Below are 21,863 nucleotides of genomic sequence, written 5' to 3' on the forward strand. Positions count from 1 at the left end.
GGTCTCTGATTCTTGCAACCTGCCATGATAAACACCGTGAGTCTAAGGAATATTTTGCAGCTTAAAAGACTACAATAATAGAAGTAATGTACATCTGATGCTTATATCTGTCGGTTCCTTATAATTGTATCACAAGCGGGCATACCGCCCACATTTTTCTTGGAGCAAAAATGCATGAAATTGTTTACAGTTTCCGTATCATCTCCAGCCGGAAAGGAGCAGGTGTCATGGAATCTTTTTCAACCAGCATGGATCTTGTGCAATTTATCGGTAAGCTTGGTGACCTCAAGGATGAACACTATCATTTGCTGCTGGTGCAGAGTGCGCTGATCGAACTCATGATTGATAAAGGAGTGTTCTCCCGCCAGGAGCTTGACCGCAAAATGGCTGAGCTCGACCGGCTTATGGCTGGCTCACCTTATCCCATGGCGTAGGCCGGTCATAGTAGGTATCGCATAGTTTAAATTCGCTGTCCTTGTAGAAGCAGCCCCGGTCCTCCATGGCTCCTCTTACCGACATTCTGGCCAAATCGATCATGTTATGATCGAGGCTTAGATGCGCCAGATAAGTCCGTTTGGTCCTGCCCGTCAGAATCTCGCTTAACGCCGCCCCGGCCGCCTCATTGGAGAGATGGCCCATATCGCCAAGAATCCGCCGCTTGGTATTCCACGGATACCGGCCCATCCGCAGCATCTCGATATCATGATTCGCTTCCAGCACAAGCACGTCTGACCCTTCAAGCGCCATTCTGACCTTATCGCTGACATACCCGAGGTCTGTCGCTACACACAGCTTCTCTTTCCCGTCGTAAAAATTATAGCCTACCGGTTCAGCAGCATCATGGGAGATTGCAAAAGACTCCACGCGCATGCTGCCAAAATCACGGTGTGTACCGGTCTCCAGAATAATCCGGTTATGCTCGGCAATATTGCCTATGCCTTTTTCGATTGCTCCCCAGGTCTTGCTGTTGGCGTAGATCGGCAGGTCGTATTTACGTGCAACAGCCCCGAGTCCTTTAATGTGGTCGGAATGCTCATGGGTCACCAGTATTCCGTCTATATCTTTCCCCGTCAGCTCGCGCATCCCCAGCAGCTCATCAATCCGCTTGGCGCTGAGCCCGGCGTCGATCATCAGTGTTGTTTCCCCGTTGCGTACTACTGTCGCATTACCGGTAGAACCGCTGGACAGCACTGTAAATGAAATTCCCATCTCTCCTGCTCCTTCTACTCTGTTGTCTTGGGACTGATAATGTCCGCACTGATCGCATCTACGTAATAGGCGCTGCCGTCCTCCAGCCAGAATCTCCACATCGGTGAAGCCACCTGGCTCTCAGAATTAAACAGCTCCCCGTAATAGCCCAGTTCAATTTCCTTCACTACCGCGTCCGCGGGAAAATATTTTTCAATCAGGCTGCTGAGCGCCTGGGAGGCCGGAAGCACCTTCTGCACATCCGCATTTTCGTTGTCGCTGCCGGTTGCTACAATTTCAATCTTCGGCGAACGGTAGGCAACGATTTTCTGGTTGCTGTTGATGAGCTCCAGCTTTACCCGGAATAGGGAGTATTTCTGGTCCACCAGCGGGTGTAGCACGAACTTGCCAACTTCACTTTCCTGGGAATCGAAACGGTAACCTGCAATATCCGGAATCTCCCCCTGCAGGGCCTCGCTGAGCTCCGGGAATGAAGAGTACATCAGCCCGCTGTCTATAGGCTCCTTCAGCAGGACCGGCGGAGCGTTCTGCTCCTCACCGGAATAAATGTAGGTGATATCAGGCAGCTGCGGCGTAGCCGCCGGAATCGGACTGAGTACCCGAATTCCCTTCTGCTCCATCACTGCCTGCGTTTCTGCCGAGAGGGAAGTAAAATCCAGGTTGGCAGTGGCCTGATCGCGCAAATCCATCCACAGCTGATAGCACAGCAGCAGATTCAGCACCAGAAAAGCGTAAATCAGCACACTCTTTGCTCTTCCCCAGTCCATACTTTCCCTCCTCTATGTTTATAACTCCGCAATTATTCATTATACCGCCTAGCTGATTGTAAGCACACTGCCATCATTTAGGGTAACCCGCCATACCGGTGTAAGGCGCAGGGTGTCCCGCTGCAGTACAGGAATATAGGCCGGGATCAGATCCTTCACAGCAGAGCCGGAGCTGATCTGGGCCAGCTTGGCCTTAAGCTCGTCCCCCCCGGAAGCTCTACAATCCGCTTTTCTGCCTGTTCTTCCTCAGTATACATCAGCGAACGTTCGTAGGAAGATACGGTACCCTGCTGCAGCTCCAGGATGATGACCCCGTACTGCAGCTGCGGCCGGCTCATAATCGGGTACGAGCCGTAATACTGCTGAAACGAAACCTTGCGCTCCTGCTTTTCCTCTTCCGTCGAAGCCAGACGGTAGGTCCCGTTCCATCCGCCGTGCTGATTGACGAAATCAACAGCCTCCAGCGCATCCTTGGCAGGCGTGCTCTCGCCGGCCGGCAGCGCCGCAGGATCGCTGTAGCTCATCCAGTTCAGCTCCTGATCAACCTGAAGGCTGCGCTTGCTGTCGGTATAGATCTTGGAGCCGTCTTTTTCCGGAATGTATCTGGTGCTTCCCGCATCAAAGAAAAGATTGCTCTGCATCTGTTCAATGGTATACATGCCGGACGGCATCTCGGCCTCGACCAGACCCAGCTTCTCCTGTGGCACATAATAATCCCCGTTCACCGCTGTATAGGGAGTCCAATTGATGCCGAAGTCGACATGCTGCTGCACGTCCTGCACGGTAAGATCAGCTTTGGCTGCTTCATACACAATGTCGCCTCTGGTACTGAAAAAGACGGCATGCGCCTTCGAATCATTTTTGACATTGTAAATCCAGATCCGGTCAATGCTTTCTCCCTCAAACAGCGAATCAGGCGACAGCTGCATTACCCGCTGCAGCAGCGTAACAGGGATTCCGGCGCCGAAGCTCAGCTCAATCCCGGCATTTTCGCTGCGGATTTTGTCCCAGTCAAAGTCCTCCACCGAGCGCCGCTGGAAGCTTTCAAAGCTCCTTCCCTTGAGCCGGTTAAAGATCAGATCATAGAAGGTGGAATCGGGGTAGAACAGCGTATGCTTCGCTCCGCCCATATGAATAATCATCCTGTCGGGATAGAGCAGGTTTTCAACCTTTTCCTCAGGGCCCATATTATCGGTTTTGACATACAAATTCTCAGACATGACCGCTGAATCACTGCCCGGAAGCCGGTAGATCAGATAATAGCTTTCTACCAGACTGCCGAGGACCAGGATAGCAAGAATCCAGGTTTTCAGTTTCTCTCTCATCCTTCACTCCCCCTTTGCTGGTTCAGCAGAGGCAGCGTAAATGTGACTAATGAGCCCTCGTTAAGCTCCGACTGCAGGGAAATGGAACCGCCGTGCGCTTTGACAATTTCCCGGGCAATGGACAGTCCGAGACCCGTACCGCCCATATTCCGCGAACGGGCCTTGTCCACCCGGTAAAAGCGTTCAAAGATACGCTCAATATCCTTCTTGGGAATTCCGATCCCGGAATCGCGTACCGATATAGCCAGCATCCCGTCCTCGCTTTTTACGGCCTGCAGGCTGATCGTGCCGCCCTCAGGCGTATATTTCAGTGCATTGGACACCAGATTGCCAAGCACCTGATCAATCTGGTCCCGGTCCAGCCAGGCCATGGCGACATCCTTGTGCACGATCGTGCTGATGTGAATCCGCTTCTGGCGGATCTGGAACGAGAAGCGGTCGGCAACATCCTCCAGCATCTCGGAGATATCGGTCTGCTGGATACGCAGGCTGGATTCCTTGGAATCCAGCCGCGACAGATGCAGCAGGTCGGTGACAAGCCGGATCATCCGCTCCGTTTCGTTGCGGATCACGCCGACGAAACGCACGGCAAGCTGCTGGTCATCCAGCGCCCCGTCATCCAGCGCTTCCACGTAGCTCTTGATCGTCGTCAGCGGGGTCCGCAGCTCATGGGAGACGTTCGCCACGAACTCACGCCGTGACTCCTCCAGATTCTCCTGCTCTGTGACATCCTGCAGCACGGCAATCGTCCCGGCGATTCCCCCGCCCTCGCGCCGGTGGATTGGAGTGAATGTCACCCGCACGATGTTCGGGTCTCCCCCGCCCATCGGCGACAGGTGAATCAGTGCCGACTGGGCATTGCCCTCGGCAAGCGACCCTGTCTGCTCATGATCCAGTCCGAGCAGTTCATCAAGCGGCGCCCCTTCGGGCAGCGGACCCTCAGAGCCCAGCATATCTGCAGCGCGGGTATTCATCAGGATGACCCTGCCGCTCTCATCGGTAGCAACCACGCCGTCGCTCATGTTGGTCAGGATGGAGGCCAGCTTCTCCTTCTCCTCCTCATTCTGCGACAGCGCCTCACGCAGCCGGCCGGTCATATAGTTGAATGCCTGGCTCAGCTGGCCGATTTCGTCATTGCCAAACTCGGGCATCCTGCGGTTGAACTTGCCTTCAGCAAGGGCAGTGGCATGACGGGTCATCTCTTTAATCGGATGGGTAATCGTATGAGCCAGAATGACACATAACACAGCCGTCAGCGCCAAGGCCAGCAGCAGCCCGGAGAGGAACACGCTGTTGATCCGGCTCATCGTCGCATACAGATCCTTCATATCGGCAGCAATATAAATCGCTCCAACGACCTTATCACCGGCAAGCACAGGCTTGGCTACAACTTTCTTGCGCACATTATCATCGGCGATGATATATTCCTCATTATCGCTGATGCCCTGCAGCGCCCGGCTGACCACAGTCTGAGTATTCCGCTGCCCCACATAGTCATTCTGTGACGGAACGGAAGTCGTAATAATTTTGCCGCTCGCATCAAGCACCTGAATTTCCGCACCGTTGATGTACAGGTTATTGACCATGCCGCGCAGGCTCTCCACTGCGGCCTCTTCATCCGTTGTTCCGGTTTCACTGCCAAGCTTATCCGCAGTCAGGATGGACAGCATCTCCGCCCTTGCCTTCAGATCCTTGGTGAAATTCTCAGTCAGGGAATTCTTCATCGAGCTGACAAAATAAACCCCGATCAGCTGCATCGCCACCAGGATCAGCAAAACATAAATAATGGTCAGCCTGGCCTGAATTGTCCGGAAAAAGGACAGCCCTTTCTTCATCACAGGCCCCCGCTTTTGGGGCTATGCATCAGATAGCCCAGTCCCCGCCGGGTAAAGATATATTCCGGCTTGCTGGGATTCTCCTCAATTTTTTCTCTCAGGCGCCGGATTGTGACATCGACAGTCCGGACATCCCCGAAATATTCGAATCCCCATACCGCCTGCAGCAGATGCTCCCGTGTCATAACTTTGCCGGCATGGCGGATCATATAATAGAGCAGCTCATATTCGCGGTGGGTCAGATCCAGCGGTTCTCCGTCCTTGTAGACCATGTACATGTCGGTATCCACGAACAGCCCGAAATGCTGGATACCCTGCTTGCTCTCCACCGTCTCATTCAGCAATCCGGCAGATACCGGTTTATGCTGGCGCCGCATCTGCGCTTTGACTCTGGCCAGCAGCTCGCGTGTGCTGAAGGGTTTGGTTACATAATCATCGGCGCCCAGCTCAAGGCCCAGCACCTTATCGATCTCCCCGTCCTTGGCGGTCAGCATGATAATCGGAATATCCAGATGCGCCAGACGCACCTCGCGGCACACATCCATTCCGTCCTTGCCTGGAAGCATAAGATCGAGCAGCATCAGATCAGGCCGTTTGGATAGTGCCAGCTCCACCGCGCTGTTGCCGTCAAACGCGCAGATCACCTCATAGCCTTCTTTTTCTAAATTGAATTTCAAAATATCCGCAATAGGCTGTTCATCGTCAACTACCAGAATCGTCCCCATCTGCATATGCTCAGCTTCACCTTTCTCGCCATACTTGTCATTGATTCTCTTATTTTAACATACCTGTCCTAACGTCACATCCTACTCCCGGTAAATATAAAGCCGCCCGAAACGGTTTCGGACGGCTGGGTTATAAAGAATGTATTATTTCAAATATTTTAGCGGATTGACGGCTGTGCCGTTCTTGCGGATTTCAAAATGCAGGTGGGTTCCCGTCGAGCGGCCCGTGTTACCCATAATCCCTATCTTTCCTCCCTGCTCAAGCCGTTGTCCGACTGAGACGGAAATACTGCGCAAGTGACCGTAATAGGTCACGTAACCGTTCCTGTGATCGACAATAACTACATTGCCGTATCCGCTCTGTACGCCGGCAAAGGTAACGGTTCCTGCATCGGCTGCCTTAATCGTACGGTTGCCCGACACGAGGTCTATACCCTTATGGGCGCGTCCCCAGCGTTCGCCGAAGCTGCTGGATAAGGTTGCACCGCTGACCGGCCAGGCGAACATGCCAGTTCCTTCACCGACAACCTTTGTCCCCCGGTAGACGACTTCGGGCAGCGACTCCTTGAGCACCGTCTGTCCCAGCCACTCCTCCTTGACGACCAGGCCGTTCTCCTTCGTTAACCGGTACTGCATTTCCTTCAGCCCGGTCTGGCCGGGACGAACAACCTTGCTCTTGCCGGCAGCCAGCTGATCGCTTGTACGGACAATGACCTCAGGCTCTGTAACCACCTGCTCTGTTACCTGCTCAACCGTTGTAACGGTAAGCTCAGGCTGCGGAACAGTCAGCTGCAGCTCATCGCCGATCTGCAGGGTCAGCTCCTTGACCGCCGGATTGTTGCGGAAGATATCAGCCTGGGTGATGCTGAACCGCTTCGCAATTCCGGAAACTGTATCACCTTCCTGTACGGTATAGACCAGCGGCTCTTCCTTGCCTTCCGTCAGTGCCTTGACCGCTTCCTCCAGCGTTAACACCTTGTTAGGGTCAGCCTTGACCGGAACAATGGTCACTTCTTCCTCGATGGAAGCCGAATCCACCTTCCCCGTGTTTGCGGAAACCGCCGCCTTGCTGGTGGCCGCCATCTTCTTCAGCTGTACACCTGCTGTCTCCGCTGCAGCTGGCAGGTAATGCTCCTTCACGCCCTGCAGTACAGCATTTGCTGTTTCCTGGTCCTTAACAATACCGATGGATTTGCCGTCTACAGTCAGCTGAACACCGACTGCATATGCCTTGAGCATGCCATCCAGCTTGTCCAGCGTAGCTGCAGTGTCAACCACCGGCTTATACGCCGCTTCTTCCTCGGTAGTAATCCCGGTTGTCTGCAAAACCATAACGGAGTCGGGATACTTGGTCTGGTATTCCTCGCGTTTCTGTTCAAACAGCTGGTCCAGCTCAGACTGCTGGCTGATCTTGCCGATTTCTTCGCCCTTCACCAGCACCGTGTAATAGGTGACTGTATTGGCAGCCACATACCTCTTCTCTGCCCCGACCAGGAATGCAGACAAAAGCACCAGCCCGGCTGATGCTGCAATCCAGGAACGCCGCAGTCTGCGCGGTTTGGGTTCCTGATGAAAGACAATAGCGTCTCCGGAGGCACGTGTGCCCTGTTGACTCTCTGCACCGGATCCTGCGGATGTTCCTTCGCTGCCCCGCAGCTTCCCCATCCGGCGCATGAACTTAAATCCCTTCATGAAACTCTCCCTTTCAATCTGCCCGTTCAGCCCGCTCCTGAAGAGCGGCCAAGCTTGTTTTGCGACCCCTTTTATATATTCTGCTGTGTCTTATTTTTATTTTTACATTAGTGTGAATGGTTCGTGTTGTATGTTATAAATTTTCACGGTATGACCAGTGTCTTTCAGCACTTAAAAGGTTACAAAAAATTAACCCCTTCTAGTCCTTTTTTACTGTACCATAGCCCGAAGAATAATTTCAACTTTCTAAACATGGCAAAACCCGCGTTTATCGCGGGTTTTTATCAAGAATTTGCAGTTTAAACACCATTCCTGTGTCTAAAAATTGACTCTTTTGTAATTTATGGATTTACGGAAGAATCCGGTGTAAGCATTTTCATTAGCAGCTCATATTCATCCTGATTTACGTATCTGGCAATAACCTCCTGTATTTCCTTAACTTCAGCTTCTGTTAGCCCATCCTCCATTGCTGTAGAGATCGCCTGCATCTCCTCCTGCGGAAGCTTTGTCATCAGAATATTGAAGATACCTACCTTATCCTCTTCCGGTATATTATCCTTCATCTCACTCATCGCGTCAGGAGTCATAACCAGCTGTTGATCCTTGCTCTCCGCATCCGGGGCATCCGAGCCATTCGCGGTATCCTCATCGGCCGGCTGGCCCATAACGGCCACAGCATCCTCAGGTACCTTCTCCTCTACCGCCTTATCGCCGGTGTCCTTGGCCGGATTCTCCCCGGTATTCTCTTTCTCCTTCTGGCCGGTGACCTCGTCTGATTCAGTCTTACTGCCCATTCCCGTCAGACTCTTCACAAAGCCGCCGATTCCCGGCGCCGGGCTGTCCAGCTTAATATCAAAGCTTGCCAGCACCGACTGAATGTAGGTATTAACCACATAGGCCGTTGTCAGCACTGACAGCGCACTGGCCAGTACAACAATCAGGCATATGCCAACTGCATTTTTTACAATCTTCATTATGATCACTTCTCCCTTGCTCTCTGTCATACTCCATCTTTCGGAAAACGAATCTTTTACCGCTCTTAAATTCCAGTATTGACCATATTACGCGGCGGGAAACGTATATCCGGTGAACAGAGCCAGGTGCAAGTGAGAAACAGACATGCAAAAAGGACCCCTTTGCAGAGGTCCTCTCGTTATAAACCGTTTATTATACGTAGATTGGCAGCACTTGATTAGTCTGCTCACGGTTACGTCCAACCGAGAAGATGGCGATTGGAATACCCGTCAGTTCAGATACACGCTCCACGTAGCGGCGGGTATTGGCCGGCAGATCCTCCAGAGTCTTAGCAGCAGTGATATCCTCGCTCCAGCCTGGAAGCTCTTCATACACCGCTTCACATTCAGCCAGCATTTTGAGGCTGGCAGGATAATGGGTGATAATCTCTCCGCGGTATTTGTAGCCGGTGCAGATCTTAACGGTTTCCAGCCCGCTGAGCACGTCCAGCGAGTTAAGCGACAAGCCGGTAATTCCGCTTACGCGGCGGGCATGACGCACCACTACGCTGTCGAACCAGCCCACACGGCGCGGACGTCCGGTTACCGTACCGTACTCATGGCCAGTCTCACGGATGTAGTCACCGGTTGCATCACTGAGCTCTGTCGGGAACGGGCCGTCGCCAACACGTGTAGTGTAGGCTTTGGCAACACCGATAACCTGCTTGATCTTCGACGGGCCAACACCGGAGCCGATGCACACACCACCGGCGGACGGATTCGAGGAGGTTACGAACGGATACGTTCCCTGGTCGATATCCAGCATAACGCCTTGGGCACCTTCGAACAGCACCTTGGAATCCGCATCAATGGCATCGTTCAGAATAACGGAGGTGTCCGTTACATAACCGCGGAGCACTTCTGCATATTCCAGGTATTTCGCCAGAATCTCTTCTACATCCAGCGGTTCAGCACCATAAACCTGTGTAATAACCTGGTTTTTCTCCGTTACAAGATGACGCAGTCTCAGCTCGAATTCCTCGGCGTCCATCAGATCGGCGATCCGGATGCCGTTACGGGCAGCTTTGTCCATATAAGCAGGGCCGATCCCTTTGCGGGTGGTTCCGATCTTATTCGGGCCCTTGCGGTCTTCCTCCAGCGCATCCAGCAGCATATGGTACGGCATGATGACATGGGCACGGTCGCTGATGACCAGGTTCTTCGTATCAAAGCCATTTTCATGAATATAATTAATTTCTTGGATCAGGGCTTCAGGATTGATGACCATTCCGTTACCGATTACACAAGTTTTCTCTTTATAAAATACACCAGATGGAATCAGGCTCAGCTTGAACTTCTTCCCGTCAATCAGAATCGTGTGACCGGCATTGTTGCCCCCCTGATACCGGGCGACCACATCTGCGCTCTCTGCCAGAAAGTCAGTGATCTTCCCTTTGCCTTCGTCTCCCCATTGTGTTCCCACGACGACTACCGTTGACATATTCATTCCTCCGTTGGCGCCAGCTTTAGCACCATTATTTATAATAATATGGGCCCTGTACAGCGTTCTTATGTACGCAGCCCTCCGGACGCTATGCGGGTTTAACCCGCTAAAGCACAATAACCAGTGTAACAGCGGTACTTTTTAAAGTCAAATAAAAACGAACGATCACACAGGTAAATGTATGATCGTTCGGATATTGTGCATAAATCGCCTAACCTGCAAACGGTTCGGAGTGTGCGCGCTCGTAGTTGACGAACTTGTTAAAGTTCTTCAGAAATACAAGCTCCACGGTGCCTACCGGACCGTTACGCTGCTTGGCAATAATGATTTCGATAATATTCTTTTTCTCCGTATCCTGGTTATAGTAATCGTCACGGTACAGGAACGCTACGATATCGGCATCCTGCTCAATTGAACCGGATTCACGGAGGTCACTCATCATCGGTCGCTTATCCTGACGCTGCTCAACACCGCGGCTGAGCTGGGACAGGGCAATAACCGGAACGTCCAGCTCACGGGCAATCTGCTTCAGCGTACGGGAAATCTCGGAGACCTCCTGCTGGCGGTTCTCGCCGGGCTTGCCGCGGCCCTGAATCAGCTGCAGGTAGTCGATGACGATCATGCCAAGGCCTTTTTCCTTCTTCAGCCTGCGGCATTTGGCGCGGATATCGGTAACCGTAATCCCGGGAGTATCATCAATGTAGATTTCTGACTCAGCCAAGGCTTGGATCCCCATGGTCAGCTTGGACCAGTCGTCATCATTTTTGAATTCGCCGGTACGCATGATATTGGCATCCAGATTAGCCTCGGCGCAAATCATACGCTGTACCAGCTGGGCCGCCGACATTTCCAGACTGAAGATCGCCACGGTCTCCTGGGCGCGGACCGCTACGTTCTGGGCTATATTCAGCGCGAACGCCGTCTTGCCGACAGAAGGACGGGCAGCAACAATGATCAGGTCATTGCGCTGAAAGCCGTTGGTCATATGATCAAGGTCGACGAATCCGGTCGGAATCCCCGAGGTATTGCCTTTATTCTGATGGAGCATTTCCACACGGTCGAACACCTCCATCACGACGTCACGGATGGCAATAAAGCCGCTGCCGCTGCGCCGGTTGGAGATTTCCAGGATCCGCCGCTCGGCATCGCTCAGCATAATGCCTACATCTTCGCCGCCGGTGTAGCCTTCGCTGACAATCTGCGTAGCTGTGCGTATCAGCCGCCGCAGCATCGCCTTTTCTTCAATGATCTGGGCATAGTAGTCCACGTTGGCTGCGGTCGGCACTGCATGGGCCAGCTTAGCCAGATAGCTGACACCGCCGATATCCTCAAGCTCTCCCTTATCCTGTAACCGGGAGGTCAGTGTAATCAGGTCAATCGGCTGGCTCTCTTCTCCGAGCTGCACCATCGCCTCAAAGATCATCTGATGCGGTTTGTCGTAGAAGTCTTCGGTTTGCACCCGCTCCATCGCTGTAATCAGCGCCTCATCATGCAGCAGAACAGCACCTAGTACGGCCTGCTCCGCCTCCAGATTCTGCGGGGGAATCCGATCGAAAAAGAGATCTCCACCCATTTTACTCCTCCGTTACCTGAACCGTGAGGTTAGCCTTTACTTCAGTATGCAGCTTCACATGAATCTGGAATGTGCCGATATGACGGATAGGATCATTCATCTCAATCTTGCGTTTGTCGATCACGATCCCCTGTGTCGCTGCAAGCGTCTCGGCAATCTGCTTGCTGGTGATTGCCCCGAACAGCCGGCCGCCTTCACCTGATTTTGCTTTCATTGTCAGGGTAAGCTCGTCCAGCTTCTTGCCAAGCTGTACTGCCTCCTCTTTCTCCTGTTCCTTCTTGCGTTGTTCGGCAGCAGCCTGGTTCTCCAGTGTCTTGACGTTGCCGTCAGTAGCCGGACGTACGAGTCCGCGCGGCAGCAGGAAGTTCGTTGCGTAGCCTTCCGATACCTCTTTAACCTGTCCTTTTTTACCTTGTCCCTTAACATCTTTTATAAAAATGACCTTCATTCGAACAGCCCCTCTTTCGCTTCAATTTCCGCCAGCACTTCAAGCAGTCTGGCCTCTGCTTCCTTACAGGTTCCTTCAAGCTGCACCGCCGCGTTGGACAGGTGTCCGCCGCCGCCCAGCTTCTCCATCACGACCTGCACGTTCATCCGTCCCAATGAACGCGCGCTGATGCCGATCAGGCCGTCAGGCCGCTCACTGATGACAAAGGATGCCACCACATTCGTCATGCCCAGAAGAGTATCTGCTGTCTGGGCAATAAGCAGCTGCGGGATTTTCATGCCCGGTGACGTTACAACCAGTGCAATATGATCATACACCATCCGCGCATGTTTGATAATTTCGGCTTTGGAGATATACTCCTGCAGATCCTCCTTCAGCATACGCTGGATCAGGATCGTATCCGCCCCGATCCGCCGCAGGAAGCCTGCCGCCTCAAATGTACGGGAGCCGGTATGAAGGGCAAAATGCTTCGTATCCACCGTAATACCGGCTAGCAGCATGGTCGCCTCCAGCGGGCTTAGCTTGATCTTGTCGTGAATATACTGCAGCAGCTCCGTTACCAGCTCACAGGTTGAGGAGGCATACGGCTCCAGATATACCAGCACGGCATCATTAATGAACTCTTCACCCCGCCGGTGATGGTCAACGACAACGACCCGGCTGGCATACTGCACCAGCCGCGGCTCCATAGTCATTGAGGCTTTATGGGTATCTACAACGATGAGCAGCGTATGCTCGGTCATCATCTGCAGTGCCTGCTCGGTGGTGATAAAATTGCTGTACAGGTCCTCATCCCGCTTGATCTGTTCCAGCATCCGGGTTATGGAGGGGTTCGGCCCCTCCATAACAATGCTGGCTTCCACATTGTACATCTGTGCAGCCTTAAGCAGGCCGATTGAAGCACCGATCGCGTCAATGTCAGGCGTGCGGTGGCCCATAATCAGCACCTTGTCACTCTCCTGCATAAGGTCGCGCAGCGCATGGGCAATGACCCTGGCCCGTACCCGGGTCCGCTTCTCTGCAGCATTGCTCTTGCCGCCGTAGAAGGACAGGCGCTGGCCTGCCTTCACCGCAGCCTGGTCGCCGCCGCGCCCGAGCGCCATATCCAGGCTGGACTGCGCCAGTGCCCCAAGCTCGCTTGCAGACTCCGTCCCATAAGCAAGACCGATGCTCAGGGTCATCGGCACTTTAAGATCAGCTGTCATCTCGCGCACTTCATCGAGAATGACGAACCGGCTCTCCTCCAGCGCCTGCAGGCTGCGGTGATTAAGCAGCATCAGATACCGCTCTGAAGACAGCCGCCGCAGATAGACCTCGAACTGCTTGCTCCATTCCGTAATTTCACTGGCTACCTTGGCAATCAGCGAAGTCCGCTGCTGGTCGTCCATGCCCTGGGCGGCCTCATCCAGATTGTCCATCATGACAATACCGATGGCCAGCTTTTCTTCCTCATAGCGTTCACGAAGCACCACAAGCTCCGTAATATCGTATAAGTACAGCATGCGTTCACTGGGAATGATCACCGCCTGGTAATACCGGTCGTCCACGGTGATTTCCTGTCTGACATCCTTCAGTATGCCGGTATCCCTGGCCGCTTCCCGCTTCACCGGCCCGCCTGCGGCCAGTGCAGGCACTACATCAGGCAGCAGCTCCTGCAGTTCTTCACCTACAAGTGTCTTGCGGCTGAAGATATCACTGGCGTTGCGGTTATGCCACTCCACAGTTCGGTCCTCACTGTACAGGATGATGCCAAGGGGAAGCATGCTGACCGCCTCGCCTTCCACCCTTTTGATCCGGAAGGACAGACCGTTGATATACTCCACCAGATTGCGCCGGAACGAGAGCTCCGCCTGCAGCATTGAGAAGCACAGCGTGCCTGCCAGAAACAGGCTGGCCACACCGAGAACCCAGTTATAGCTGCTGACAATGATAATAAGGACCAGCATCAGCAGGAACGCCCATACGGTATGATAGCCGTGCCAGCGTCTTTGCAGAAATTTAGGCATGACCTCTCACCCTATCGTTTCGATTTCTTCACAAACTCCCGCAGCGGGAAGGCAATGTCAATAACACCGATAATCCAAAGTCCCGGTATCCACAGAACCAGCAGTGACAGCACGACCGCTATAACCTTGCTCCACTTGAGCTCATGGACAATAAAGAACATGAAGCCGATGGTCTGGATGATAAAGACAGCCTGGAGCAGCGGCAGCAGGTTGGCACTGATCATCGGCATAAAGCCGCTGTCCGAATTGCCGAAGATGAAGCTGATGATGACGCCAATCAGGTAGTACCAGATAAACGATCTCGAGAGTCTCCATTCACGTGCAGGCTTCAGTTTCGGAACCGCATATTCCATACTGTTAAGAATAGGGCGGACAATGGAATGGGTAATTACAGCCATTATGAAGGAGCTCATGATCAGCGTGATTGGAATCACCTGTATGGTCATAAAGCTGATATCACTTACATCCTTGGAGGTGAGAACAAATTCACTGGCCAGCGGGTTGCCTGTGCCGAGTTCAGCTAGTATGTCCGCAACCATCTGCACCGTATCTGTTACATAAGTGGTTAGGCTAAAATCAAACAACGCGGTACCCACGACAAGAAGCAGCAGAAACTGTCCAAGAATCGTAACGGTTCCGGCCAGAATGGTGGACAATGCCGAGGCGCGCTTCCTGTACCATCTTCCCATTACGAGCGCAGGAATCAGGAAATAGAGCGCTAACAGCACATAGACAGGTGTAATCAGGCCTACGATCAGCAGGACAGGCAATAGATGAAGAATAAACTGTTTCGTGTTCAGGGTAGTGAACAGCACTACAGCCGGAATGATCAGAAATAGTGTAGTAATAATGAGCAGCGGGGTGGATAGGGATAACAGCAGCAGTAAGTATGCGATGCTCCATGCCACAGATGTCCAGCGGAATTTCAACAGTTTTCACCTCTTACGCATATGTTCTTCTAGTGCAGATATATCATTGTACCATTCTTCAAGCTGATGCCCTTCCTGCCTATGCTTCCTTAGCTTCTCCAGCAGCAGGTCATCAAGCTCCCGGTAAGGGAGTCCAAGCCGGCGTCCCAGGATATAAGAGCTCATAATCAGGCTGGCCAGACTGTCGCCGACACGGGCGGTACTGCCTTCCCAAAGCGCCTTAAACAGCCTTGAGACTTGGTCGATCACTTCGGTCTTTAACCACTCAATTACTTTGGCGCGTTTGGCTACATCCAGATCCTTCGGCACATTCGGCACGTCTCTCTACCTCCGGCAAAAGCATTATTCTCCATTATAGCATAAATATTTCCCGGTCACACGGAACCCCCAGCCCCCGAAAGGCCTTGACTAAAGGGCCCTTCAAAAAAGGCCCGCATTCCGTTATATGCCGGAAATACAGGCCTTATCAGTGTTCCATCTGCTTCTGCAATCAGTTAATCATTATAATGATTCCTGCGCCTGAGCTTGCGATTGACGCGAAACGACCTTCTCGCAGTATTCAATAATCTGGCTCCGGCGGACAATACCGATGAAACGGTTCATATCATCGACCACCGGCACGAAATTCTGCACCTTGGCCAGATTAATCAGATCCTCCATATCAGCATCAATGGATACCGGCAGATTATTCATCCGCAGCGGCACATCCTTAAGCAGAAATTTGGAAGCATTCTCAAAAGTAACCGTTCCGCCTGAATCCTTCATGTACCACAGCAGATCGCCTTCTGTCACCGTTCCGGCGTATTCTCCGTTTCTGTTAAGAATCGGTACAGCAGTATAGCGGTGAAATTCCATCCTTTCCAGGGTCTGGCGCAGCGTCGAATCCAGTGTAACGCAGGCCACCTCCTGCTTGGGAAGTAAAAAAAACGCAATATTCATCTCTGATCCTCCTCAAAGAATTCCGAAGGAATTAACCCTGCTTCTAAGGGCACCCGTAATCATACGTTTCACCCGGCGAGTCGTTCCATTTCATTATACCACGAAGACAGTAAGCAGCAGCCACTAACATTACACATGGCTGCTGCATTTATACTTCTATGGTATTTACGTGCGGTTATTCTGCTGTTGCTGTAGCCTTCGGCTCCAGTGCATTTGCCGCTTTGCCGGGCTCAATCAGCTGGCTGACCGGTGTGCTGGCATTCATCCAGTTATCGATCATGGCCTGCGCCTCACTCAAATCCTCTTCATCAACGATGTCATAATACACACCGTCAATTTTTTTGCCTTCACCCATAACGGTAAAGCTGGAGATATCCATGTCCTTGCCGCCCATGAACTTCTTGGCCAGGCTGATAATCAGCGAAGGCTCCATGTCTGTCTTGAAATTCTCACCCATAATATCAAGCAGCTCAGGGATTTTGCCAATCTGGCTGATCGATAACATTTTATTCGCAACCACATCAATAAAGACCTGCTGGCGCTTGGTCCGGTTAAAATCACTGTCCTCCCGGTAACGGGTATAGTTGAGCGCCTCTTCACCGCTGTAATTGGATTTGCCGCCTACAATAGTGAATTTCTCATGATCGGCGCCTTTATTGACAATATCCTTCTTGATGGGCAGCGGAACGCCGCCAATGGCATCAACTGCATCCTTCAGGCCCTGGAAGTTAATTGTGGCATAATATTGGATATCATGTCCGAGCAGTGCCTCCAGTGTATCTTTGGCCATCTGCTGGCCGCCAAATGCATAGGCATGGGTAATTTTGTCTTTTTTGTTGTCCCTGTGTCCGATGATTTCCGTGTACGTATCACGGGGAATAGAGATCAGCAGGAGCTTGTAATCCTCCGGCCGGACAACGGCGTAGATCATCGTATCCGAACGCGCAGTTTCATTACCGCGCTGATCCGTTCCGAGCAGCATCAGGGAGAACGGGTCGCTTTTGAAGACGACAGGCTCCGGTTTAACAGCAGTCTGGCTGTCCTTAACAAGCGGCACGTATGACTCCTTTTCGAGCTTCGCCTCTACCCGGTCAGAGAGGAACAGGTCAAAAGCCAGCACTGCAAGCTGCTTCTGAAACAGAAACCCTCCCAAGATGATGACTGCTACCGCTATAAGGGCTATATACCTTTTCTTCAGCTTTTTCATATTCATCAAATGATTCCTTCTTTATTGTGGAATATAATCATTGCTTGCGATCTATTTACAATGGCTGCCTGCGGCTTGCCAGGCGCTCATCTCCGGACTTCTCTCGGCTGTCGTTCATCTGCCCCATTCGGTATTAGTGTTCCCCCTTTCAGGAATTAGGGTCGTTCTAATTGTAGAATAAACTTGGAAAACGGCTTTGACACAAACAATATTTCTATTGTAATCACTTGGCCTCTAAAAAGAAATAACAAAAAACGACAATTTTGATGCTGCAGCAGCCGTTCATTCCTAAAGTATATGACGCGCTAAATCCGCTTTTGATTTTATTTTCACAAAAAAAAAGCAAAACCTTCCGGACCGCAGCCTTTCTGCCGCTGATCCTTCAGGTTCTGCTAAACTATTCTGCACATTTTATTTAATCCACCATTTATCCGGCTCATTGATATTGCTTATGGAGTTGACCCGCACGCCCTGCAGGCGTTTGCTCACGGCGGTAATGTTCATCCGTTCCGCGAAAAAGATCATCGGCACCTCTTCATTGATCAGCTGCTGCCATTCATGGTAGACCTGCTTGCGGTAATCCCTGTCATAAGCTTTGGCCTGCACGCCTTCAAGGATCAGCTCTTCGCTTCGCTCTGATGACCAGCGGGAATAATTCCACAGATCAGATGCACGCCACAGCCCGGATGGGTCAGGATCACTGGCGAGCCCCCATACTCCATTGAAGACCTCCACCGTAGGATCATCGTTTTCAACCGCTTCGTAAAAGGTGTTCAAATCCTTGAGCTTGCCCCCATTAAGCTGCACATTAAGGCCGATGTCGCGCCAGTTCTGCATAACCGCCTGCGTCCGCTCTTCCGCTGTAGCGTTCCCGCTCATCGCATCATAGTGGATAATAAGCTTTTGTCCCTGCGGATCTTCACGCCAGCCGTCGCCGTCAATATCGGTATACCCCGCTTCCTGCAGCAGTGTCATCGCCTTCTGCGGATCATAGGGATACGTGTTAATTTCGGTGTCCGGTATTTTGGCCCAGCTGGTGCTAGGGATCGGCGTTTCAATCAGTTCACCGAGACCGTAAGAGAAGCGGTCTATAATACCCTGCCGGTCCAGCGCATAATACATGGCCTGCCGCAGGCGCTTATCAGCGAACTTAGGGTTGTCCATCACATTCTGCCGGGCTGACTCGTCCCAGTGTCCGAATTTGAAGCCTATGTATTCGTATGACAGCTCTGCCGATTGCATTAGCGTTATGTTATCAAGCTGTTGAAGTGCAGAATACGTATCCCTTGGTACAGTACCGATATCAATGCTGCCATCTTCCAGCAGTCCGGTTAACTCTTCGTCCCCGACGACTTTATAGTCAACTCCGTCGAGCAGCGCCTTACCTTTGTAATAGTTATCGAATCTCTTCATCCGGACAAGCTGGCCGGGCTGAATCTCTGTCACCTCAAAAGGTCCGATACCGATTGGCCTCTTGCGCACCTGGTCGCTGTCCGCCATATCCTTGACTGCGACTCCCTCAAAATATTTTTTGTTCATCGGATACGGCCACAGATTATCGATTGTATTCACCCGGGCAGAGTTTACTGTAATCCTCAGCGTATACGGGTCGATGACCTTGACTCCCGCCAATTCGTCCGTTTCTCCCCGGTGATAGGCCTCGGCCCCTTTAATCATCTCTACACTATAGTATCTGGAACCCGTATAATCAGGACTGGCAATGGTCTCTAGTGCAAATTTCCAGTCCTCAACCGTCAGCTCATCACCGTTATGCCAGCGGACACCAGGCCTGATTTTGAAGGTAAACACGGTATGATCTTCGGATTCCTTCCAGGATGCAATATTGGGTACGGTCGTCAGGTCATCTCTTACCGTGAACATGCCTTCCGTAATGAAATCCAGCACATTGGAATCATCCTCCCCTTCAAAAAAAGGCGGGTTCAAACATTCCCTGAAAAGGAGAGGTATAAGCATAGGTAACTGTACCGCCTGACACAGCTTTCTCTTCAACTTTATTGTAACGTACCGCGTAGGAATTACTGCTTGTCCCTGCGCCATTGCATGCTGTCAATATACAGGTAATGAGCAGCAGCAAAATGCCGATCTTGGATTTATGCATGTAGTTCTTCCTTTCTTAGGTACACCCTGATAATGTAAGCGTTTTCCAACGAATATTATTTTAAATCATATTCCGTTAAATTCCAATTACATTCCATATTAAGTTATATATATCATACACTGCGTAAATTTTTTATATATAAATTTTATCAGCTACAACTTAGAGAATAACGAATAATGCCCGGAATGGGAAGTCAATAATTGGAGGACGCACGTTTGGAAACTATATTTGCAGCCTAAAAAGCCTGCCTTTTCAGGCAGGCCTAAGCGTTCTGCAGACGGTTTATACCTCTTCCTCCGTATGGATAATGCTAAGTCCTTCTACATGTCTTTTCCGCATCAGCTTGCGCTTTTTCCGGTTTTCCTTAGTCTCGAACAGAATATCAAAGTCATAGTCCTCCGGATACAGCTCATCTTTTGACAGGTACGGCTTCAGACGTTTATGGTTTATGCGCATTTTCTCCTTCTGGACCATCACCCCGACAATGCCCATGCTGTCCTGTCTGGCATAGACAATTCCCGTCCGGTTAAGGGAAGTAATGTATACTGCATCACCGATTTCAAAGCCGGTTTCCGCTGTTTTACCGTTCTTCGGGTGACTGCTGTCCTCTTCCTCCTCCTGAAATCCGTCTTGAGTGCTTCCGGGCGTTTTATAACCGGGATTCGGCTTAAGGGCTGCCTTTCGTCCAACACCGCTGATACGGCTTCCAGGTGTCCGCTGCTGCTCTGTAAGCTCATGGGACCGCCGGATTACCTCACCCGGAATGCCGAGCTTCTCGGCAATCTGCAGGGCATAGCTTTCGCCTGCCTCACCGATGGTCAGCTTATACAGCGGCTGCAGCGTATGCTTATCAAACTCCATCCGCGCATTTTCGAATCCCGGTGTAGAAGCGGCGAATGCTTTTAACTCATTAAAATGAGTGGTCACAATTATATTGGCCCCCTTGCGGTTCAGCTCTTCAAGTATAGCAATGGAAAGGGCAAAGCCCTCACCCGGGTCCGTACCGGCGGCCAGCTCATCGATCAGCAGCAGTACGTCCCTGCCTGCAGCACGCAGCATGCCCTCAATGCTCTTCATCTGGGCCGAGAAGGTGCTGAGCGACTGGGTCAGGCTCTGGCCGTCTCCGATCACACTGATAATGTCCCGGAATACAGCAAAGTCACTATGCTCCTCCACAGGAACGAGCAGTCCGGATTGCGCCATGGCTGCCAGCAGCCCGAGTGTTTTGAGTACAACGGTTTTTCCGCCGGTATTAGGGCCTGTGACGATCAGCGATTTATAGCCGTGACCGAACTCCAGGCTGACCGGTACCATATCCTTCAGCTCGGGATGCCTGCCTCCATTCATCCGGAACCATCCCCGCTCATTCAGCGCAACATTCCGCGCCCCTATACTCCTGGCATATTTAGCCTTGGCAAAGATGAAATCGTAGGTGCCCGTTACTTCAATATTAATGCGCAGCGCCTCCTGCTCGCGTTCTACAAGGCCGCTCAGCATGCTCAGGATAATGCCCTCCTCTCTCGCCTCCTCAGCTGTGAGAAGCTCCAACTCGCCCTGGAGGGCGGCAACCTCATAAGGCTCTACGAATACCGTCTGCCCGCTTGTCGACTGATCGAGCACAGCCCCTTTTACCTGCTTATGATACTCCCTCTTCACGGGTATAACGTACCTGCCGCCCCGCATACTGACCAGACTCTCCTGCAGGATAGACTGATGCCGGGCCATAATGCTCTCCAGCTTGCGCTGCAGCCGCTCCTTAGCCACTGTCAGCCGTTTCCGCACCCGCTCCAGCCCTTTGCTGGCCTGGCTTTCAATGACACCAAACCGGATGCAGCGGTCGATTTCATCCCTCAGCTGCCGCAGCTCCTGCAGTGAAGCCCCGTAGGCCGCAATTCTCGGTGAGCTCTGCTCCTTGGAGGCCATGTATTTGCGGAGTTGGCTGCAACTGTTCAGAAAGGTTGCAATGGCTGTGAAGTCCTGCTCATTGTATAAATATCCCGTCCCCATCAGCGAGATAATCCATTCAATGCCTTCAAGGGACGGCAACGGCACGCTTGCCCCGCGCTCCAGCAGCTCCTTGGCCTCCTCCGTTTCTTCCAGTGCCCGCTGTATTGCCGGAAGATAAACCATCGGGGCAAGCTCCCCTGCCAGCCTCTTCCCTTCATAGGAAACCGCGTACCGCGTAACCTCACCTTTAATTCCCTCATATCCGAGTGTGCACAGACTTTCTGTATTCACTGATAATCCTCCTTTTTCCCTGCCTGTAGTATGAACAGCTCCTGATAACGCAAAAAAGGGCAAAGACTGCACAATGCAGTCCTTGCCCTCACTTAGATGGTATTGCCCCTTTGGAAAATAGAAAAAACCGCGCTCAAGAGCACGGTTTATCACAAAGAGAACAATAGCCCAAAAAGAGGCCAATGTTGACGCTTCGCGTGTTCTTAACTAATCATCCACCATGAACACAGGTGATAAGTATGCTATCGCACATACTTAAACAGAGCAAGCCCTCAGCCAAGACTGAACCTGCTAATGCCTATCTTCAGGTGATATGAAATTGCTTAGTTAAGAACGCTCACCGACATCAAAATTTCCCCTTTTGTTATAGGATACCTGTAATTTACTACATTCC

General features: G+C 51.9%; 19 protein-coding genes. 1 reads left to right on the plus strand and 18 read right to left on the minus strand.

The window, feature by feature from the left end:
- The first annotated feature begins 227 nt into the window (after nt 1–227).
- Nucleotides 228–434 (plus strand): hypothetical protein, encoded by a 207-nt coding sequence (locus AWJ19_RS31570; RefSeq protein ID WP_068729603.1) that lies wholly within the window; start codon nt 228–230, stop codon nt 432–434.
- Here the strand turns inward: AWJ19_RS31570 and AWJ19_RS31575 are convergent.
- From AWJ19_RS31575 to AWJ19_RS31655, 18 genes are all read right to left on the minus strand, one after another.
- Nucleotides 403–1,209: an MBL fold metallo-hydrolase gene (locus AWJ19_RS31575; RefSeq protein ID WP_068729521.1), complete on the minus strand. Its 807-nt coding sequence runs from the start codon at nt 1,207–1,209 to the stop codon at nt 403–405. The genes AWJ19_RS31570 and AWJ19_RS31575 overlap by 32 nt on opposite strands.
- Before the next feature lie 14 nt (nt 1,210–1,223).
- On the minus strand, nt 1,224–1,976 hold the full coding sequence (gene yycI / locus AWJ19_RS31580) for a two-component system regulatory protein YycI (RefSeq protein ID WP_068729523.1): 753 nt from the start codon (nt 1,974–1,976) through the stop codon (nt 1,224–1,226).
- 155 nt (nt 1,977–2,131) lie between these two features.
- On the minus strand, nt 2,132–3,301 hold the full coding sequence (yycH, locus tag AWJ19_RS31585; protein ID WP_347231180.1) for a two-component system activity regulator YycH: 1,170 nt from the start codon (nt 3,299–3,301) through the stop codon (nt 2,132–2,134).
- On the minus strand, nt 3,298–5,136 hold the full coding sequence (gene walK, locus AWJ19_RS31590) for a cell wall metabolism sensor histidine kinase WalK (protein WP_068729525.1): 1,839 nt from the start codon (nt 5,134–5,136) through the stop codon (nt 3,298–3,300). The genes yycH and walK overlap by 4 nt, the downstream gene beginning before the upstream one ends.
- Entirely contained in the window at nt 5,136–5,867 is a 732-nt protein-coding gene (yycF, locus tag AWJ19_RS31595; RefSeq protein WP_068729527.1) for a response regulator YycF, read from the minus strand. The genes walK and yycF overlap by 1 nt, the downstream gene beginning before the upstream one ends.
- 138 nt (nt 5,868–6,005) lie before the next feature.
- Nucleotides 6,006–7,553 (minus strand): peptidoglycan DD-metalloendopeptidase family protein, encoded by a 1,548-nt coding sequence (locus AWJ19_RS31600; protein ID WP_068729529.1) that lies wholly within the window; start codon nt 7,551–7,553, stop codon nt 6,006–6,008.
- A 341-nt stretch (nt 7,554–7,894) separates the two neighbouring features.
- The gene (locus tag AWJ19_RS31605) at nt 7,895–8,527 is read right to left on the minus strand and encodes a hypothetical protein (protein ID WP_068729531.1); all 633 of its coding nucleotides are present in this window, start codon (nt 8,525–8,527) and stop codon (nt 7,895–7,897) included.
- A 193-nt stretch (nt 8,528–8,720) separates the two neighbouring features.
- On the minus strand, nt 8,721–10,007 hold the full coding sequence (locus tag AWJ19_RS31610; RefSeq protein ID WP_068729533.1) for an adenylosuccinate synthase: 1,287 nt from the start codon (nt 10,005–10,007) through the stop codon (nt 8,721–8,723).
- Nucleotides 10,008–10,221: 214 nt separating this feature from the next.
- Nucleotides 10,222–11,583, minus strand: coding sequence for a replicative DNA helicase (dnaB, locus tag AWJ19_RS31615; RefSeq protein ID WP_068729535.1), 1,362 nt, complete (start codon nt 11,581–11,583; stop codon nt 10,222–10,224).
- A 1-nt stretch (nt 11,584) separates the two neighbouring features.
- On the minus strand, nt 11,585–12,031 hold the full coding sequence (gene rplI, locus AWJ19_RS31620; RefSeq protein WP_068729537.1) for a 50S ribosomal protein L9: 447 nt from the start codon (nt 12,029–12,031) through the stop codon (nt 11,585–11,587).
- Entirely contained in the window at nt 12,028–14,037 is a 2,010-nt protein-coding gene (locus AWJ19_RS31625; RefSeq protein WP_068729539.1) for a DHH family phosphoesterase, read from the minus strand. The genes rplI and AWJ19_RS31625 overlap by 4 nt, the downstream gene beginning before the upstream one ends.
- An 11-nt stretch (nt 14,038–14,048) precedes the next feature.
- Complete coding sequence (locus AWJ19_RS31630) at nt 14,049–14,966, minus strand: DUF2232 domain-containing protein (RefSeq protein WP_068729541.1); 918 nt, start codon at nt 14,964–14,966, stop codon at nt 14,049–14,051.
- 6 nt (nt 14,967–14,972) lie between these two features.
- On the minus strand, nt 14,973–15,275 hold the full coding sequence (locus AWJ19_RS31635; RefSeq protein WP_198536682.1) for a MazG-like family protein: 303 nt from the start codon (nt 15,273–15,275) through the stop codon (nt 14,973–14,975).
- 192 nt (nt 15,276–15,467) lie between these two features.
- The gene (locus tag AWJ19_RS31640) at nt 15,468–15,905 is read right to left on the minus strand and encodes a CBS domain-containing protein (RefSeq protein ID WP_068729544.1); all 438 of its coding nucleotides are present in this window, start codon (nt 15,903–15,905) and stop codon (nt 15,468–15,470) included.
- A 175-nt stretch (nt 15,906–16,080) separates the two neighbouring features.
- Nucleotides 16,081–17,112, minus strand: a complete 1,032-nt coding sequence (locus AWJ19_RS31645) for an LCP family protein (protein ID WP_241781964.1) — start codon at nt 17,110–17,112, stop codon at nt 16,081–16,083.
- 411 nt (nt 17,113–17,523) lie between these two features.
- Nucleotides 17,524–19,017 (minus strand): oligopeptide ABC transporter substrate-binding protein, encoded by a 1,494-nt coding sequence (opp4A, locus tag AWJ19_RS31650; RefSeq protein WP_157890130.1) that lies wholly within the window; start codon nt 19,015–19,017, stop codon nt 17,524–17,526.
- Between the two features lie 19 nt (nt 19,018–19,036).
- Nucleotides 19,037–19,231: a hypothetical protein gene (locus AWJ19_RS35510; protein WP_157890131.1), complete on the minus strand. Its 195-nt coding sequence runs from the start codon at nt 19,229–19,231 to the stop codon at nt 19,037–19,039.
- 282 nt (nt 19,232–19,513) lie between these two features.
- On the minus strand, nt 19,514–21,469 hold the full coding sequence (locus tag AWJ19_RS31655; RefSeq protein ID WP_068729547.1) for a DNA mismatch repair protein MutS: 1,956 nt from the start codon (nt 21,467–21,469) through the stop codon (nt 19,514–19,516).
- Nucleotides 21,470–21,863: the final 394 nt, after the last annotated feature.

Source organism: Paenibacillus sp. DMB5 (assembly GCF_001517085.1).
Lineage (GTDB): Bacteria > Bacillota > Bacilli > Paenibacillales > Paenibacillaceae > Paenibacillus_AQ.